The organism is Spirochaeta dissipatitropha, from assembly GCF_054657935.1.
This window is the reverse complement of sequence record NZ_BAAHXT010000001.1, coordinates 314,673-333,299: the sequence shown is the minus strand read 5'-3', so window position 1 is coordinate 333,299 and position 18,627 is coordinate 314,673. Positions and strand designations below refer to the sequence as shown.

At 45.5% G+C, this 18,627-nt stretch carries 12 protein-coding genes; 3 read left to right on the top strand and 9 right to left on the bottom strand.

Annotated elements, in window-relative coordinates:
- Positions 1-81: 81 nt before the first annotated feature.
- Both ACYQ2L_RS01355 and ACYQ2L_RS01350 read right to left on the bottom strand, forming a co-directional pair.
- Positions 82-3,150 carry a pullulanase gene (locus ACYQ2L_RS01355; RefSeq protein WP_460050238.1) on the bottom strand — a complete coding sequence of 1,023 codons (3,069 nt, stop codon included), beginning with the start codon at positions 3,148-3,150 and terminating at the stop codon, positions 82-84.
- A 336-nt stretch (positions 3,151-3,486) separates the two neighbouring features.
- Positions 3,487-3,708: a DUF3820 family protein gene (locus ACYQ2L_RS01350; RefSeq protein WP_460050237.1), complete on the bottom strand. Its 222-nt coding sequence runs from the start codon at positions 3,706-3,708 to the stop codon at positions 3,487-3,489.
- Between the two features lie 73 nt (positions 3,709-3,781).
- Here ACYQ2L_RS01350 and ACYQ2L_RS01345 point away from each other — a divergent pair, with 73 nt between their 5' ends.
- On the top strand, positions 3,782-7,933 hold the full coding sequence (locus ACYQ2L_RS01345) for an ankyrin repeat domain-containing protein (RefSeq protein WP_460050236.1): 4,152 nt from the start codon (positions 3,782-3,784) through the stop codon (positions 7,931-7,933).
- A 40-nt stretch (positions 7,934-7,973) separates the two neighbouring features.
- Entirely contained in the window at positions 7,974-8,117 is a 144-nt protein-coding gene (locus ACYQ2L_RS01340; protein ID WP_460050471.1) for a hypothetical protein, read from the top strand.
- A gap of 7 nt (positions 8,118-8,124) precedes the next feature.
- Here the strand turns inward: ACYQ2L_RS01340 and ACYQ2L_RS01335 are convergent, their stop codons facing one another.
- The 4 genes from ACYQ2L_RS01335 to ACYQ2L_RS01320 form a co-directional block, all read right to left on the bottom strand.
- Entirely contained in the window at positions 8,125-8,232 is a 108-nt protein-coding gene (locus ACYQ2L_RS01335; protein WP_460050234.1) for a putative quorum-sensing-regulated virulence factor, read from the bottom strand.
- Positions 8,233-8,352: 120 nt separating this feature from the next.
- Positions 8,353-8,910: a hypothetical protein gene (locus tag ACYQ2L_RS01330; RefSeq protein WP_460050232.1), complete on the bottom strand. Its 558-nt coding sequence runs from the start codon at positions 8,908-8,910 to the stop codon at positions 8,353-8,355.
- 231 nt (positions 8,911-9,141) lie between these two features.
- On the bottom strand, positions 9,142-10,887 hold the full coding sequence (locus tag ACYQ2L_RS01325) for a cellulase family glycosylhydrolase (protein WP_460050230.1): 1,746 nt from the start codon (positions 10,885-10,887) through the stop codon (positions 9,142-9,144).
- Between the two features lie 169 nt (positions 10,888-11,056).
- Positions 11,057-13,321: a chitobiase/beta-hexosaminidase C-terminal domain-containing protein gene (locus tag ACYQ2L_RS01320; RefSeq protein WP_460050228.1), complete on the bottom strand. Its 2,265-nt coding sequence runs from the start codon at positions 13,319-13,321 to the stop codon at positions 11,057-11,059.
- 308 nt (positions 13,322-13,629) lie between these two features.
- Here ACYQ2L_RS01320 and ACYQ2L_RS01315 point away from each other — a divergent pair, with 308 nt between their 5' ends.
- Entirely contained in the window at positions 13,630-14,682 is a 1,053-nt protein-coding gene (locus ACYQ2L_RS01315) for a LacI family DNA-binding transcriptional regulator (protein ID WP_460050226.1), read from the top strand.
- Between the two features lie 99 nt (positions 14,683-14,781).
- Here ACYQ2L_RS01315 and ACYQ2L_RS01310 read toward each other — a convergent pair whose 3' ends face one another.
- The 3 genes from ACYQ2L_RS01310 to ACYQ2L_RS01300 form a co-directional block, all read right to left on the bottom strand.
- The gene (locus ACYQ2L_RS01310; protein ID WP_460050224.1) at positions 14,782-15,867 is read right to left on the bottom strand and encodes a carbohydrate ABC transporter permease; all 1,086 of its coding nucleotides are present in this window, start codon (positions 15,865-15,867) and stop codon (positions 14,782-14,784) included.
- The gene (locus tag ACYQ2L_RS01305) at positions 15,864-16,799 is read right to left on the bottom strand and encodes a carbohydrate ABC transporter permease (RefSeq protein WP_460050222.1); all 936 of its coding nucleotides are present in this window, start codon (positions 16,797-16,799) and stop codon (positions 15,864-15,866) included. Before ACYQ2L_RS01305 ends, ACYQ2L_RS01310 begins: the two co-directional genes overlap by 4 nt.
- Before the next feature lie 73 nt (positions 16,800-16,872).
- Positions 16,873-18,249: an ABC transporter substrate-binding protein gene (locus ACYQ2L_RS01300; protein ID WP_460050220.1), complete on the bottom strand. Its 1,377-nt coding sequence runs from the start codon at positions 18,247-18,249 to the stop codon at positions 16,873-16,875.
- Positions 18,250-18,627: the final 378 nt, after the last annotated feature.

The window sequence follows — 18,627 nt, the reverse complement described above, 5'->3', positions numbered from 1 at the left end:
CCCCTTAAAACCACCCCTTAAAACCAAGGGTTGAACTCTCTGATCGTCTGATGTAATCCCGGGCTCATGCCCGGGAAGTGATCAATTTTTCACAACTACCACGGTCAGAGGATCCATGACAATCCGATCAGATGTCAGACTGAAACCTGATGGATTTCGAACCTCAGTGGTACCGGCTTCATTTTCATCCACCAGCACCTGTCCGGCGGTCAGATCTATGTCCAGACTGAAGGTCCGCTCCTTGCTGTCAGCATTGATGAAGACGTAATACACATCCCCATTCGTTGCTTCCACCGAATACACGATTGCAAGATCCGAGTTCTGGATCTCGGGAATATCAAGCTTCTGTACATTCTGATCAACCAGATCCCTGTCCCCAAGACGGAAGGCATCTGTTGAGCGCCGGAGGGCAACCAGTCCAGCTGTATACTCACGGGTCAGATTCTGCTCCGGATAGAGTTCAGCATTCGTAGCCTTCTGCCATTCAAACATATTGATAATGTCGCTTGAATCATAGGAATCATGCACAAAGTACGGATAGGTAAAAGGATTTCCATCCTGATCTACCATATAGGTTTCCTTATGCTCAGGCTTACCCTCCACTCGCCACTGCTTGGTCCGGCCATATTCCTGGCCGGCATGCAGAAAGGCTACACCCTGGCTGGTCAGTACCATGGCATTACCGATTCTGATTCTCCGGTGAATCTCCAGACTGTTCTCGGGTATTTCCGGATCTTTCCGGATTGACTGCGCAATTACATCATGCAGGGTAAGATTATCGTGCGCTGCGATGTAGGGAACTACATCCCCGGGCTGATCAGCCACAAAGTTGCGGGGTTGAGCCTTCACATTCTCGAAAATCTGCTGAACATTGCGTGCGCCACCGGTAATAAAGCGGGGCATACCCTCACTGCCGAAGCCGGATTTCAGTTCATTGCGGAACTCGTCAGAGAACACTGCAACGCTGTCGGTGTGCTGCATCCAGTCCTGGTCAGCCGGCATACGGGGATCACCAGCATCACCAACAAAAGTTCTCCAGCCCTCACCGATCATAACGATGTTGGGATTCAGTTCCTTTGCTGTATCATAGGCAATCTGGATTGATTCTGCATCATGATCGCCCATCATGTCGAAGCGGAATCCATCCACCTTGAATTCACGGGTCCAGTAGGCAATCGAATCAACCAGGATTCTGCGGCTCATCGCATGGGTTGTACCGAGGCGTCCTCCGCCGAAACTGGTGCGTGGCCGACCATCGGAATCCATGAAATGGTAGTATCCAGGGGCAAGGTCTTCAAAGATCCGAACATCTGCTGTGTGATTGTACACAACGTCCAGGATTACCCCCATGCCGCGGGCATGAACTGCATCTATCAGGTTTTTAAGCTCCTGTATTCTGAGCTCGGGATCACGCGGGTCAGCAGAGTACATGCCGGTAACGGAGAAATAACTATGAGGATCGTATCCCCAGTTATAATTTGCTCCGCTGGCGGTATATTCCATCTCCCGTTCCCGACTCGCAAGCTCATCTCCCCATTTGTAACTCATAACCGGAAGCAGCTGTACATGGGTAACACCAAGAGACTGGATGTAGTCCAGCTTATCGATTGCAGCCTCAAAGGTGCCGAATGGTGCATTCAGTTCATTCTCGATCGAGGGATCCACCGTGAAGTCACGAACATGAATTTCCCAGATAATTGCATCGGTCTTGCTCTCGAAGCCCTCGATCTCGGCATAGTTCAACTCGGGACCGATTGAAGCAACATCTATAATAGCGGCTTTCCCGATTTCGTATATCTGATTATTGAAAGGTGCCATTGAAGATGCATAGGGGTCCAGAGCGATCCGGTAGGAACCGTCACCGTCAGCATCAATAAGATACTGGTAGTAATATCCGCGCAGTGAAGCCAGTCCTGTATTGGAGGAATCCAGCTGAACCGACCATACCCCATTATCGTTTCTGTTCAACTGGATGTTGTCACGGATAACATGATCCTGATCTTCTCTGTCATAGAGTACCAGTTGTACATCAGCCACCATTGGTGACCACATTTTTATATCTGCGGTACCGTCACTGTTCAGGCGCGGTCCGAGCCATCCATCATATGCATATTGTGCATCAACATACTGCCAGCCGACTCGTGCGGTGACAGTACGATCATCATAAGTGACCCGGTATGGGGCCTTTGTGAGATCGATTTCCATAGTAAGCTCCACTGTGTTGCTGCCCTGAATTATACTGACAGATTCCGGAGTAACTTCTGTGCCATCAATATCAACTACTGAGAGGCCTTCAAGAAGATCTTCCTCCGATAATCCATCGGTTATGTTAAACACCAGGGTAATTGCGGTATCATCTGCCACCGTTGCAGCCTGCAGCATGGCTGAACTGGTGAACATTGGTGTTACATACACATCATCATCATTTTGCTGAATCCAGACCCGGTTATAGAGATCAAGCATATCAAAACTTTTATCTCCCCCGTCTTTACCCGGATCACCCATAGTACGGTCAACAACAAGGAAGCCGAGTGTCTCCGCATCTTCCTGGAGAGGAACATCAAAATAAGCCCCGAACTCATCAAAGCCGCTTATCGGCATCCCCTCAGGCCAGTCCGAGTGCTCCCAGGCGGAATCCATCCAGGTCCACAGGGTCATGTTCTCATACTTATCATCATGACGGACATAATGTACCCGTAGTGTATTTTCCGGAATCTCTACGGGACGGAAAAGCATTACATCATCAGATCCCTCTGTAATCCAGAACTGCCTGGTTTCCGGGAATCTGAATTCGACTATCTTGTCTCCGCCATCTTTTCCGGCATCACCCAGGGTCCGGTCCACTACAACCATACCGAGCCGGCTGGCATCCGGTGCAACCGGTATATCATAATAGACACCATAGTCGTCTGTTCCGCTAGCACTGAGTCCTTCAGGCCAACCGCCTTCTGATTCCCAGGTAGTGTCCTCCCAGATCCAGAGAGTCATATTCTCATATTCCCCGTCAGCACGGGTATAATGAACACGGACAACACCTTCAGGAATCTCCTGGATATCGGCTGCCTTGTCATCTGCAATATCCTGCCCGGTACCGCAGGAAAAAAACAGCAACCCGGCAAGTAACAGAAACCAGATAAAATTTTTCTTCATAATTATCTCCCTTAAGAATCTTTAGGGTAAACCGTTTTACTGTATATTTCAAGGATTTTATTATAAATGAATCACAATTCGCTGTGAAATTCCGGGCTTCAGAAGCGTTTAATGTTTTACAATTGGCCTGACAAAGGAATTTTCACAAGAATGCAGTTTAGCGACTTGTACCGGTTTACTTTTGTAGTCATTAGAAAACACCACAAAGCCTACCCGCTAAATGCTTTTCCTGCAGAGACCTGGGCATAAAAAACAAGGCAATTATGCCTGTTTCAATCTTACCAGACATATTTACCTGATCTACAGGTACTTACGAGTAATCCTTGTGATGTTTTCTCACGACTCAAGAATTAACGGCCGGATAAGTGGTTCAAGACCATTTACCTTGATCTCGACCAGCAGCGCCATCAGTTCTCCCAGCTCCCCGGAAGGTAAGCCCTGATTCTTGAACCAGAGTACATATGGCTCAGGCAGGTTCACCAGGTAGCGTCCGGCATATTTTCCGAAGGGCATTTTTGTATTAGCCAGTTTCAACAGGGTTTTTTCATCGGGTGTCATAATAATAATTTTACCCTGTATTTCCATTATCAGCTATTGCAGAAAAAACGAAATCGCTTATTCTATACCAATAATGATTAACAACCCTCACCATGACGTGTTTCGCATTTTTTCTATACTTCTCTTCTGCATATTATCAGCAGCCTGCGTTTCCGCACCGGCTACTGCAGAAGCTGACAGCTTAAATCAGCCAGACGAGCAACAGTCCGTTGAACCAGCCATAATTTCCATAACAGAAACCGATGTTCTTGAGTCCTCTCTGGCTATTCGTCACCAGGAAACAGAAACAGATCCGGAACTCATTCGATGGGGAATTCTAACAGGGGCAGCATTGATGAAGATCAATGGGACACCAGACCTCTCATTATCTCCAGATGAATCAGAGGTTGAAGGTTTAGCCGCTGCCGAAATGCTCAGAAAATCCTGGAACGTAAATAATAAGGAAGAGTTGAAACATACCCTCAATAACCTTATATACAACGGCGTAATCACTGTATACAGGAATCTATTGAAGACACTGAATACTCACAGGCTGCTGGCAGACGATATTAACGCAGCCTGGAACCCGGATATACAGAAGCAGCTTCTCGCGGAAGGAGTCTTCAGCAATTCAGATATCCTGATCCTTCACCTCATAAAGGAATATCCAGAGAGTTTTGATTACTCCGTCTTTGCCGCAGCAGAACTCTCACGGCTTTCAATCATTGTTCAATGGGGTATGGAAGCTGGTTATCTGGATTTCCGGGAGGGAAGTGCAGTGCTGGAAGACATCGCCCTCATTTTCGCATCACAAAATTGGGGATTTGGTCTACTGGCGCACTCCCAAATGGCATTTGTCATAAGTAATTACACAAATCTTGGTGAATATGATTACAGCATAATTCTGCGAGACATGAATATTGTCGTTCACGAATTGACAGAATCTGCTCACTGGGGTGCGTCAGAAAGCTCACACCTCATAAGCCACGGCCGCGAGCTGCTTAAACAAGGAAGGGAGCTTCCTGCGTTTGCCGAGTATATAACTACCCCACCCGACTTTTCCATGATTGAATCACCAGAATTACTACGCTCTGCTCTTCACTGTAATCTTGGACTGCCCGTTCCTGGTTTGCATATCTATGAAAATGATGCCAGATTGTTCTATGCCCTGAAAACGCAGGATGCTGATGCAGTAGCCCACCTATTACATACCTGGAGGTTCTGGGATACTCCGGTCAGAGGATTATTGTGGACGGGGCATGCGGCACAACATTTCCCTGAAATGCTCGAGCTTTTTATTAACCATGACTATCGAATAGATGAACAGGGAGCTTATCTGGACAGATCAAGTCTACATATTGCCGCCATGTACAATCAACCTGTAGCAGTCAAAATTCTTCTGCGTCATGGTGCCGACATTGAAAAGCAGAGCGCTGCCGGAGAAACACCTCTGTCACTTGGAATAGCGAACCACAGCACTGAAGCAGTTGAAATTCTGCTACAGGCAAAGGCAGACCCAAATTCAGGGGTATCAAATGAGCGTTCTCCTTTAGGCTACAGTCTACGAGAAGGTCTCATAAAAGAATCCATTCTTCTGCTGGAACACGGGGCGGATCCAGATTTGTACTCAGGATGGAACTGGACAAACATCATGCTCGCAGCCCGATATACTGATGCGCGTGTCATGCAGCTCATGCTCGAAGCCGGTGCGGATCCGAATCAACATGCAGAAGGATTATCTCCGACACTACATCTGGCAATCATTCAACAAGATTATGAAGTTCTATCAATGCTGATCGCTGCTGGTGCGGATCTCGAGTCGCAGGATGGTGATGGTGAAACAGCACTAGCGTTTGCAATACGGAAAGACGAGCGCGAGGCTGCCAGGATTCTGCTCGAGGCAGGAGCCAATCCGGACGCCAGACTTACAATCCAAAGAACTCCACTTGGCTACAGTCTGTTAAACAGCCTCAACGAACAAGCCTTGCTCCTGCTTGATTACGGAGCAGATCCTCTTATTGATCAGGGTACGGATTGGTCGCCAATCGTGCTTGCTTCTGGCTATGCAAACCCTGAGGTAGTTCAGAGACTGCTTGATGCTGGCTGTGATCCCAATGACTTTTCTATGAATAGTGTCCCTAATCTGCATCTCGCCATACTTCAGGGTGAATCAAGAATTCTCTCGATGCTTATCGCTGCTGGTGCGGAACTTGAATCATTAAGTCCTTCCGACGAAATGATTCTGGCCTTAAACAGGGATAATCCAGAGTTTCTCTCAAAGTTGCTCGCTGCCGGTGCTGATCTCGAATCACCAAATCCTTACGGTGAAACAGCACTGGCGTTTGCAATACGGAAAGACGAGCACGAGGCTGCCAGGATTCTGCTCGAAGCAGGAGCCAATCCGGACGCCAGACTTAAAACGCAAAGAACTCCACTTGGCTACAGCCTGCTAAACAGGCTCAACGAGCAAGCCCTGCTCCTGCTTGATCACGGAGCAGATCCTCTCATCAATCAGGGACCGGATTGGTCGCATATTATGCTTGCATCACGCTATGCAAACGCTGAGGTAGTTCAAAGACTGCTCGACTCTGGCTGTAATCCCAATGAATCCAAAGACGGTATCCTCCCGAACCTGCACCTATCTATATATCCGGATAACAGCGCAGTTCTCGCGGCTCTCATCGCTGCCGGGGCTGACCTCGAATCACCAAATCTTTCCGGCGAAACAGCACTGGCGTATGCAATACGGAAAGACGAGCACGAGGCTGCCAGGATTCTGCTCGAAGCAGGAGCCAATCCGGATGCCAGACTTAAAACGCAAAGAACCCCACTTGGCTACAGCCTGCTAAACAGGCTCAACGAGCAAGCCTTGCTCCTGCTTGATCACGGAGCAGATCCTCTCATCGATCAGGGAACGACTTGGTCGCATATTATGCTTGCATCACGCTATGCAGACGCTGAGATAGTTCAAAGACTGCTCGACGCTGGCTGTAATCCCAATGAATCCAAAGACGGTATTCTCCCGAACCTACACCTGGCTGTATATCAGGATAACAGCGCAGTTCTCGCGGCTCTCATCGCTGCCGGGGCCGATCTCAATACCGAGAATACGAATAACCAGACAGCAATGACCTATGCAATCTTTCGAAACAATATAGAATCTGTGCGTAGCTTGCTGATTGCAGGAGATGATCCAAACAGAGTGCATGGAAGAAGAACAATCCTTGCGAACAGTCTGCTACACCACCACAAAGAGATTTCCCTTTTGCTGCTTGAATACGGAGCTAAGCCATTCTATTCATCTGGAGATGATTTTACCCATATGGAAATGGCCATTCAATTCGGAGACCCTGATGTAGTACAACGAATGGTGGATATATGGCATAACACCCCTAATCAGCAAAATGAATTAGTTCCTCTTCTGCAGCTTGCCGTTAAATCATCAGATCCCGGGAATCTGTCTCCGCTGCTCAGGGCTCTTCTGACAGATGAAAGAACAACCGTTCGGCACCATCTTGAGAACGGGGGTGATCCGAACGCCATGCTGAACAAAATCCCAATGATAATCTATGCCGCAGTCAGAGAGGATCCATCTCTCCTGCAGCTGTTTCTTGACAGGGGTGTCGATTTGATCCAGCCCGATCCATTCACTGACAATCCCCTTGCAACAACCGTTATTGGACTGCTTTCAATTTACGGTGATCGAGAAATTCAGGTAAATATTGCTTTACACCTCATGGATTCTGGACTCGGAATTCTGCCTATAGATCGATATCCGGCAGAAACAGCTCTGCTATTATATTACAATGTACACAGGGGATTTCGAAGAGATGAAATTATTGCAGCCGCTCAGGACAAGGGCTATTCAACTGCTTCCTTCATATTGCACGGAATGTTTGAGAGAGATAATATCATTAAAAGATGGAGCACTGATAACAAGATTCAATACAAGCTTTACCTCCCCGATTCAATTCCACGTCATGGCGAGAGCGAAGTTATCATGGTGTTCAACACGAGCAGTATTGAGATCGGGGAACTCTGGTACTTCAGTAAATATATTCCAGGCGGACGTCGTATACCGATCGTAAACAACACGGCAGTTATACCGATTTCACACTACTCTACCTATGCAACTTCTGCTGAGGTGTACAATGATCAGAGCAGGGTATATTTCGTGACCGAGGAAGGTGTCTACTATAGCAGCATTGCCTATAATTTTACTGTTATTCCAGATGATCAGGAATAGTCTGTAATAACATCAGCCTCAATGACGGCACGGTGCCTTTATAAATCTCGATAAAGGACTTGCACTGATTCTGAACAATCGTACAGAAGATGAAATAGACTTGGGCATTCGGCAGAACCAGGCAGAACGTACCATTAACTGCCAACCGTGCGGTATTCAGACCTGTATATTATCAATTGGCTAAGCTGCTCTCAGAGTACATATGGCTCAGGCAGGTTCACCAGGTAGCGTCCGGCATATTTTCCGAAGGGCATTTTAGTATTGGCCAGTTTCAACAGGGTTTTTTCATCGGGTGTCATATCAGGAATCTAACTCATTTTTAATCGTTTTACATTAGCCCTACCGGGGGTACAATAAGCGCTATGTAAAAAAACAGCTCCAGTTCAAAACCGGAGCTGTACACTGAAATAGACGCGGTACTATTCTGTACCGAAGGAGCTTGCATCAACAATGACAGAAACCCTTTGTCCCACTGATACAAGATCATCCAGAACTATTCTGATATTCCCATCACCTTCCTGTGGATCAGTAATAACTTCATTCCAGCTGTTTTTTACAAAGATCTTGAAATCGGTAGAATCGTTTGCAGTATTAAAATAGAAAATGAAATCTGCCGATCCATCCGAAACAACAGCACTTAGATTTTCGCTATTTGGATTATTGTTCCAGGTAAATGTGCTTTTTCCATCATTCAGCTCATGGCCTACAGCAGCTATTTCCACACCTTCATACCCGGATAGGTTTTCAACAGATAATAACACTTCAATTTTGCTGTCCGGATCAACTGAATGGGTTCCATCTACCCTGGATACCATAAATATTTCATTATGAATAAATGAAGATGCTATTTCAGGTTCAGCCGCATCATCTATAGCGCCATCTGCACTTCCTGCAGTAGCACACGATAGCATTGCTGCCAGAAAAAAGAGTACCAATAGTGCGAACATCCCTCGAACCGCCGAATTAAAAAACCTCATACACGCCTCCTGTTTGCGCAAACAAAAAAATACAAAAACTCTAGAGCTTTTTGCAAAATTACATTTTGCATGAGCATTCGCAAGATTATAAATTCTCAAGTTGTTTACATAAAACAACTTGAGAATTCGCTACTGATGCGAGGAGGAAATTGCAGGTAATTTTGCAATTTCCTCTCTACAGAGTTTTTTTGCAAAATACCATTTTGCTATAAGGTAGGAAGAAAATGCAGATTACTCTGCATCTTCCCCTGCCTTAACAAGTTCAATATAGTCAATATTCAACCAGCCTTTTCCACCTAAGGATCCTGATATCCATATCTCGTTTTCACCCTTCTTCAGGTCAACATCAATTTGATGATCAAGCATGACATTCCAGCCTCCGCCGGACTTGCTTGGTATATCTACCCGAAACGAAGGATCATTATTTACTTTTACCAGGATATGTTTATCGTCATCACCGTTATATGCAATCGTTAACTCATGTAATCCACCCTGTTCGACTACTACATCAAAGCGTACATGACCGATATTGGACCAATCCGGTAAAACATCATGAACAGCTACAGTGTTATCTATTCCCCCTGCAGCAAGATTACCGGAAAAGAAGCCTTGCTGCTCCGTTCCCTCCGGAATTCCCTCTCGCTTATGTCTGGAATTCAGGATAACTGCATCTTCGGCTTCGTACCTGGAAACTATTGTTGTAGATTCCGCGGATAAAGAATCCGAGCTTGAAACAGCAGAGGCAAGGGGTCGTGCCAGCGATTCCCTGACCGCATTGACAACCATGGGATTTTTCTGGAACAGATTTAAATCTGTATCGATGTTGGACCACTTCCGCTCGATTTCTTCAAAAGAATCTGTCTGAACATTGGGCGACTCAACGAAGGGGCTACTGTACATTGCCCATCCAGTAGTACCTCTCTTTACAAGCTTATAAGTCCATAAGGTCCAATGCATTCCTGCTTCATCGTATTTCCGCAGGGTATATTCCCAATCCGAGGGATCTTCAAATGCAGTAAACTCCCCAACGAGCAATGGCACTCCATATTCTCTGGCCAGAATTTCATTATTCAGCTTCTCATCTACAAATGGTTTTTGAGGTCTATTCCAGGAATAATCATGTGTTTGATACCATACGTTCTCCCAGCCATACACAGCGGGGTCTGGTAAATTATACAGCTCCCAGATTGCCTCCATAGAAATCATATGATAAGGATTCACTTCCCGGATAGCATGATACATACGGTCATAATAATCCCAGAGGTATTGATCACTGGGCAAGGCCATCGGCTCATTCAGTAGATCAAACCCGGCTACAACGGGATTATGATTATAATGTCTGGCTATTTCGACCCACAGATCGACTGTCCACTGCCGGAACATTTCCCCTTCTGCACTATCCTCAAAAAGCTGACTTGCGTTTCTTTTTCCTGATGAATGTGCGTTACTGGCAAAGCCCGGAGCACCATGCAGATCAAGTAAGACATACATGCCACGCTTTCCAGCCTCTTCGATTATCCAGTCGAGACGGTGAAAATCCTTCTCTCCCCTATCGTTCCTTCGCCATGTTCCATCCAGATACTGAAGATTCCAGTAACCAAAAGGTACCCTCAAAAGATTGATTCCAATATCCTGGAGAATATCCAGATCCTTCGTGGTAATCCAGTTATCCTCATACACAGCTATAAGATGATCAGCTCCTTCCTGGCCGAAGCGTTCTATCAATATTTCCAGTGTACTGACATTGTCCTCGGAACCATGGACCGGACTCATCCAGGTTTCCTGTAAAAGCCAGCCGCCAAGGTTGACACCCCTTAAGCGGATTTCATCACCATCTACATTTCTGATAACATAACCGTCTGCGGTCAGAAAACCGTTTTCTCCTATGCCTTGATTATTTCTGTGATTAAAGAATGAAACGCATGAAGAAAGAAAAACAATCATAAACACCATACTAACGAAAAAAAATCTTGTCACATATACCTCCTGAGCTTTATGCAAAATTACATTTTGCATTAGCATTCGCAAGATTATAAATTCTCAAGTTGTTTACATAAAACAACTTGAGAATTCGCTACTTATGCGAGGAGGAAATTGCACGTAATTTTGCAATTTCCTCTCCTTATAATTTATAAATATCCGCATATCAGAAGGGAGGAAGCTCTCCATCACTACTCTGTGTAAAATACACATCATCAAAGAGGTAGGTTCCATTATTCCACTGACCTAAACGAATCTCCACAATATTCTGCAGAGACAATGCATTCAACGGAACAACAAACTTAGTCCAGGAATTATGAGCGCCTGCTGTTTCGGTCCAGGCAGAAGCGGTATTCCCGTTGGAATCAACCCCAGTGACATACACGGTATTGTTCCCGACCATGTCAAAGCCAAAGAACACCAGGTGGCTGTAGTCCAGTGCGCTTATAACGGCACCTTCAGGATGACGTATATACACGCTGCGATCTGTTGCACCAGGATATCCACTGTTGCGAACGGTAAGTTCAACTGCCTTATTACCACCGGTATTTGCAGATTCATTAACCAGACGGACAGCAGCTCGTCCACCGGCAGAAAATGCCAGTCCATCTTCAAAATTATTATGCCACACAGAGCTTTCAACAACTGGAGGAGCTGTGCCATCGTCGTAAGAATAGTTCAGAGTCAATACAGCTGATGCACTCATTTCAGGATGGTAGGTACGTGCTTTTACGGTTACCGATTCGTCTACATACAGTGGATCTGAATATAACAGAGAAGAAGAAACAGGCTCACTGCCATCCAGTGTATAGCGGATTTCACCACCCTCGGTTGAGGTAGACAAGCTCAAAAAGAATGGATCAGAAAAGTTGCCGGATGCATGACTGGCAGATGGCATTTCAGCTACAGGAGCCCCACCCTCCCAGGCGAAGGTTGCAGCGGCTCTGCCCGGAACACTTGCGGTAAACGAGACATCTCCAAAGTGAACCTTAACATTCTGGCCCCTTCTTGCATTGTTCAGCAATACAAGTGCTATTGAACCATCGGTATTCTGATATGCTACAGTTTCAACATTGTTGCTCGTAGTGGAGCCAATTCTTACGGCCCCGGGATGAACAAAGCGGCTCGAATGCCCCAATCCGTAATATGTATTGGTATACTCCACATCATCCATAGCGTCAGAGCGGATAGTCAGCAATCCGCGATTACTGTCATCAATTCCATCCAGTGAAGGACCGGAGTTTTGATCCAATGCAACATTCCAGGTTATGTAGGATTTTGACCAGTTCCTCGGGAATCGTATTGTATGCATCATGAGATCAAGAAACATTCCTTCGTCAGTTCCTCCACCGATCCAGGTTCCGGTCCCACCTTCGGTGAACCAATGCCCTTTATCAGGAAATTCGTTATGGAGAGTCGTCAGGTTCTCATGTGATAATGCTGAATAATAATGCCATGCGCTTCCGGCGACATATTGATTTGCACTTGAGTTTAATACGGCTCGAGCGTAATCGATATCATCATAATTGTGATCATATGCGATTATCTTGACATCACCGTATCCATTCTGCTGCAGCAGCGGTCCGAGAACGTTAATAAAATTAATCTGTTCCTGAGCGCTCATGAGCATTCCCGGCCACGGAGCAGCAAACTTCGGCTCATTCTGTACCGTAATGGCAAATACCGGTGTGCCCAAGGCATCATATTCCTGAAGATATCGCAGGAAGTACTCGGCATACACGTCGTATACATCGCTGCGCAGTGATCCGCCCTGATTCCCATACAGGTGTTTTCCGGTCTTCATCCACGCTGGCGGGGACCAGGGAGAGCTCATTATCTTGATACGGCCTTCATCAATTCCCATCGCCATATCGAGAATCGGCCTGATGGAATCGAGCTCTCTGTCCAGAGAAAAGTGGTCAAGATTAAAGTCATCAACATTACCCGGGGTGTCTCCGTAGGTCCAGGCCTCGAAATTGAAATCACTCGCCCCCATCGGCTGACGCAGAAGACTCATGTGAATTCCAGATGGGCCAAACAGATTTTCCAGCACTTCAGCACGCTTCTGCGGGCTCAGCTGGTTTTTCAAAAGCCAGGTAGATGCTTCGGTCAGAGAAGCCCCGAATCCGTCCATTACCTGAAACTTTTCGTCCGGATTCACAGTAATCGTTACATTTCCATTACTGCTGTTGGCCTCAAATTGAAGATCAGACTGACGCTGAAGCCATACATTTGTGGACGGATTGGTAAGCCAGAACTCAACTGCTGTTCCCGCTGAAACCGAGCGATCAGCAACAATCCCGCTGGAAAAAAGAGCATCAGTACTATTTCCTTCATTATCGGCAGCCAAATCGCCCAATAATCCACTCCCGCAACCAGTAATTATAGTAAAGATAGCAGATAACACAATCAGAATCTTTATACATCTCATATGTACTCCTTTGTACTCGCTATATGTTTACGCAAACATTATTGAATTATAACCCCTCGTTTCTGTGATGTAAAGTTTTTTCTATGACCTGATACAGAATATACGCTATTAAACTGCAAATGATAGCGAAAACATTAATGCTAATATACAAAATTAAAAAGATATTTGACAAAATTTTAATTGCAATACACAATGAATATGGATTGCATGAATAGCAGCGTCGAATCTCATATAAAAAATAACGATGGAATGATATATTTTATGAGCAGTCGCAGGATTACAATCAAAAAAAGCGGGTATATACAGCGATGAAAAAAACAGCCACACAAAAAGACGTTGCAGAATTAGCCGGAGTATCTTTCATAACCGTGTCCAGGGTTATTAACAAGATGGGCAATGTGAAACCGGAAACACAGAAACTAGTGGAAGAAGCAATTAAAGCTACCGGATATGTGCCTAGCTTTGCCGGCAAGGCTCTTAACAGCGGACTCTGTCAAACCATTGGAGTCATGACTCCTGTCAGATTTTCCGAGGGTCTTGAAAATAATTATCTGCTTGGTATCCTTCAGGGAATCGAGCGATTCTGTCGACTCCATTCCTATGATATTCTTCTATCGCCGATCAACAATGAAACAGCTACCAACGATCTGCTACGTCCCTACATGCAGCGAAAGATTGATGGCATGATCTATATTGGCTTGCAGACAATCCCCGATGCAATAATTAAGGAGATCGAAGAAAAAAACATTCCCTGTGTAGTCATTGGGGATCGTCCGGATCACAAGCAACTGTCCTGGATAGACACCGATAACTACCACGCTGCCTATCAGGCCACCCGGAATATACTCAACCAGGGACATGTCAGAGTTGCATTCTTTGGACTTGATAAAAGCATCCATAACGCCAATATTTCCGATCGGGAATCAGGCTATGTACGCGCTATTGAGGAAGCCTATGCAGTCAACGATTTCAAACCGATGATTATCCGAGGAACATTTGATTATGATTCAAACAGGAAAATCATCCGTGAATTTATAGAAAATTCCAGTGTCCTACCAACCGCAATCTTTTGTGCGACAGACTCCGATTGTATCGCGATCTTTCTTGAATTATTATCACTCGGTATTACGGTGCCCGATGAAATCTCGCTCGTAGGATTTGACGGTTTTTTCAAGTCGAGCTTTTTCAACCTGCCGCATCTGACAACCAATGAACAGCCACTGCAGGAAATGGGACAGCTTGCATCCAGAGTACTGATTGAGCAGCTCCAGTCGAAAGATACTACCAAGCAGCAGCATATCCTGCCTGTTAAATGGATCGAGGGCACAACACTGGGCCCACCGAAAAAACAGGAAGATTAAAAAAAGGGGCTCTTGCAGAGTGGGGATAAGGACGCAAGGATGCAAGAGCCCAACAGAATATTCTAATAATCGAAGAAGAACAGAATTAACTGTCCTTGGTTACTTATCAACACCGGTCACAACAACACCCTGCATGAAAAACTTCTGGGCAAAGAAGAACACGGTTAACGGCAGCGCGGTGCTGATTATACTTGCCGCCTGAATCAAGTGACGCTCTGAAGTGTACATATTATTGAACGATGCCAGACCAACAGATATCGGCTGCAAGTCAGGCTTTCCGGATAAATATATCAGAGGACCAAAAAAATCATTCCACGCAAAAAAGAAGTGAAACAGACCTACAGCTATCATTACAGGCACAAGCTGTGGAAGAATAACCCTGGTAAGAGTCTGAACAGGACCTGCCCCATCTATTCTGGCGGCCTCGTCCATTTCCTTTGGAATTCCATTGAGAAACTGACGTAACAGGAAGACATTATAGGCATTTGCAAAAAAATGCGGAACTATCAGAGGCAGCCAGGTACCAACCCAACCGAGTTGGTAAAATATAACATATTGAGGAATTAACATGACTGCTGCCGGAAGGATTATCGTACTGATCAACACAGAAAACAATAGTTTCTTGAATTTGAAACTGAACCGTGAAAAGCCGTACGCGACCAACGTAGATGAAATAACGGTACCCAGGGTAGTTACAATTGCATAAAACAGGGTATTCTGCAGCAGCTTCAGGAAATCGATAGCCTTCCAGGCTGTCGGGAAATTTACCCACTGCGGATCCAGCTCCCAAACCTGTTCAAGCTGTCTCCATTGTCCCTCCCAGGTTTTTATCTGGTACGTCTCGGATGAAAAATCCAGGAACTCAGACTCCGAACGTCCTTTGGAAATAATCGCATGAGGCTCAAACGTACCATCGTCCATCGGTAACAGCAGAACCTCATAGGACCTGCCTGCATACTCGTACATCATTGGCGAGCGAGGAAGAGGTGAAGGATTCAAGGCCGCAATCTGTGCTCTCGATTTCAGAGACATTGAAAACCCATAGAAGAGCGGCATAAGAAAAACAAGCAGGACAGTAACGGTGACAATGATCAGTAATGCCTTCTGAAGAGCTTCCTTATTTTTTTTTGAGTAGAGGCTGCTTTTTGAAGGATAATTTGTCTGCTTCACATTAAAAGAACTCATTCCTTTCCTCCTGCATAGTAGACCCATTTTTTTGACGATGCGAAAAGTATCGCAGCAAAGAACATTCCCAGGGCGAATATTATCCAGGCAATAACTGCACCATAACCCATATTAAAGTATGAAAAAGCCTGCCTGTAGAAATAGATCATTGGAAAATTAGTCATTCCATTTGGAAAGCCGCTTCCCTGGTTAATTACAAAAGGAACAAGGAAATATTGCATTATGGTAATAGTAGCGATGGTCAGATTGTAGAAAAGCACAGGTGTTATCATCGGCACTGTTATCGTACGCATTCTATCGAACCATCCTGCGCCGTCGATACTTGCAGCATCGTACAACTCGGTTGGAACAGCCTGAAGGCCAGCAAGGAAAATCAACATCGAATTACCGATACCCCACAAACCGATGAAGGTGTAGGCAAAATAAATGAGACTCGGGTTTGCCAGCCACCGAATGCCATCGCTCCCCACAGCCTGATAACCCGTCAGATTCTGGATAATATGATTTATCCAACCAGTATGTTCATTTAACACACCATTCCAGATCAAAACGGTCGCTACAAGCGGAACCATAGTGGGCATGTAGAACAGAACCCGGAACAGCTTGGTACCCAGAAGCATTCGACTGTTTAAAAGGATTGCTACCGAGAGAGAAACACCAAAGGTAATCGGCAGCGATATCATACTGAACACAAGCACTCTTCCAACTGATGCCAGAACCTGCGGATCCTGGGTCAAGGCGCGTCGCCAGTTGGTCAATCCGATAAATCGGGATTGTTCCGGCTGAATCAGATTATAACTCATGAATGAGAATCCGAACGACGCAGCCATCGGGATTAAATACAAGAGTAAAAAGCCAATAAGCCATGGGGCAATAAAGAAAAAACCCCACCAGTTCTCCCAGCTTTTTTGTGATAAATTTTTAAGTGTCATTTTTATTCCTCATCTCGATCAATACTCAATCAGTTGATCAGGTTTTCACCTGATCAACTGAAGTAATCAGAGATTAGTTTGAATATGCTGCAAAAATCTGTGCTAAATCCCGACGCAGGCGTTCTGCTTCAGCCGCTACATCCAGACCAGACTCATTCTGCAATAGATCCCAGAACTCGTTATATCTGTTACTTGACTCCTGAAAGCTAGGCATCCAACCTTCATGGCTGGGGTTATCAGCATAAGGAATACTTTCTGATACTATGCGGGTTGTAATATTCTGGTTGGGATAACGCTGACTGAAGAACGATTCCAGAAAATCTTCCTGCAATTCTGTTCTGGCAGGCATTCCCCCATAAATCTTCAGAAGATCAGATGATGCATCGCCCAGAAGATATGTTAATACAGTAAATGCGGCCTCCGGATTCTTTGACTGCTGGGTAATTACGAAGGTATCTGCATGCATTTTTGCTGTTGTTACGCCATTGTAGGACGCCATTGGATAGATGTCCCAGTCAAAGTTCATCTCTGCAAAACCAGCATACCAGAGATGGGTCTGAACCATCGCAACTCTTCCTGAAGCGAACCAGTTTCCCTGCCCTACTATATCGCTGGAACCATAGGGGCCATTAGGAATAAAATGATCTTCCCACATACCGCGGTACAACCACTTCCAACCTTCGAGCCAGTGCTCGGGAATGACAGCATTTCCTTCAAGATCTACAAAGTTGCCGGCTCCGAACATAGTCGCCCATGCCCGCGCATCTGACCACTGGGAACCAAATCCCCATTGGGTTATGCTGCCTGGATCAAAACGTGAATCCGTTGCATCATAACCATTGGCATCAACAGTGAGAATCAAACCGATTTCCCTTACAGTGTCCAGATTCCATTCACGCTCATTGCCGTCCCAGTCGACGTAGGGCATACCGTATTCCTGAGGTGGAAGTGGGATACCTGCTTCAGCAAACAGCTCTTCATTCACATACAGGTAGGATGGATAAATGGCAAACGGCAGACCTACCAGGCCCTCGGTAGGATCCCGATAGAACTCAACCATCGATTCATCGAATTGGGTCAAGTCATAATTCTGGCTTTCAACCAGATCACTGAGATCTCTCCAGGCACCACGAAAACTATCACGACCTCTAATACCTACCGGTCCGACAATATCGGGTGCGTTACCACCTGAAATCTGAGTCGCGAGCGTATTGAATGCGGCACTGTTATCTACTATCTCCAGCACCAGTCTGATTTCATCCTGTGACTCATTAAATCGATCAACAACGGCTCTCTGTGGCAGGAATGTCGGCTCATCTGAACCAGCCCCCAAGCCTACAAACCAACGGACTTCAGTCCGACCTGCGCCTTCTCCCTGCCCTCCAGCAAAGAGCATAGCTCCGCTTAACATAAACACAACCAGAACAACTTGCATAATTCTTGTACGCATGCAGCCCTCCTTAAAAAAATTCCAACCGAATAACATCCGGTATTTCATACACCAACTATTCCTGCCCAAGGCATTCCGCCTGTAAGAAGTTCTGATAAAGGAAACAAGTTATTGAATGCCGGAAGCATCATTAATTCCTTCACACTATCTCCCTCATGGACTGAATGTTTCTGTTGATCATTATATGATAGATCTAATGTTTCCGCAAACATTATTTTTCATTTCAGCGAATTATTTTTCTGACAATTGTTGGTTTTGGTGGAGAAAATGGCCTGAAGTATATCAGCCTGGAAGTATTCAAAGACCAAAAGGTAATAGCTATATTCCATGCTAATATCTGATATATCTGGTTTTAAACCCCTCGGGTATAGTTATTTC

Bases quoted from the DNA above. Each gene is read 5' to 3' on its own strand.
- ACYQ2L_RS01345 (WP_460050236.1), top strand. From the start codon at position 3,782: ATGATTAACAACCCTCACCATGACGTGTTTCGCATTTTTTCTATACTT.
- ACYQ2L_RS01315 (WP_460050226.1), top strand. From the start codon at position 13,630: ATGAAAAAAACAGCCACACAAAAAGACGTTGCAGAATTAGCCGGAGTA.
- ACYQ2L_RS01355 (WP_460050238.1), bottom strand. From the start codon at position 3,150: ATGAAGAAAAATTTTATCTGGTTTCTGTTACTTGCCGGGTTGCTGTTT.
- ACYQ2L_RS01320 (WP_460050228.1), bottom strand. From the start codon at position 13,321: ATGAGATGTATAAAGATTCTGATTGTGTTATCTGCTATCTTTACTATA.
- ACYQ2L_RS01310 (WP_460050224.1), bottom strand. From the start codon at position 15,867: ATGAGTTCTTTTAATGTGAAGCAGACAAATTATCCTTCAAAAAGCAGC.
- ACYQ2L_RS01305 (WP_460050222.1), bottom strand. From the start codon at position 16,799: ATGACACTTAAAAATTTATCACAAAAAAGCTGGGAGAACTGGTGGGGT.
- ACYQ2L_RS01350 (WP_460050237.1), bottom strand. From the start codon at position 3,708: ATGACACCCGATGAAAAAACCCTGTTGAAACTGGCTAATACAAAAATG.
- ACYQ2L_RS01300 (WP_460050220.1), bottom strand. From the start codon at position 18,249: ATGCGTACAAGAATTATGCAAGTTGTTCTGGTTGTGTTTATGTTAAGC.
- ACYQ2L_RS01330 (WP_460050232.1), bottom strand. From the start codon at position 8,910: ATGAGGTTTTTTAATTCGGCGGTTCGAGGGATGTTCGCACTATTGGTA.
- ACYQ2L_RS01335 (WP_460050234.1), bottom strand. From the start codon at position 8,232: ATGACACCCGATGAAAAAACCCTGTTGAAACTGGCCAATACTAAAATG.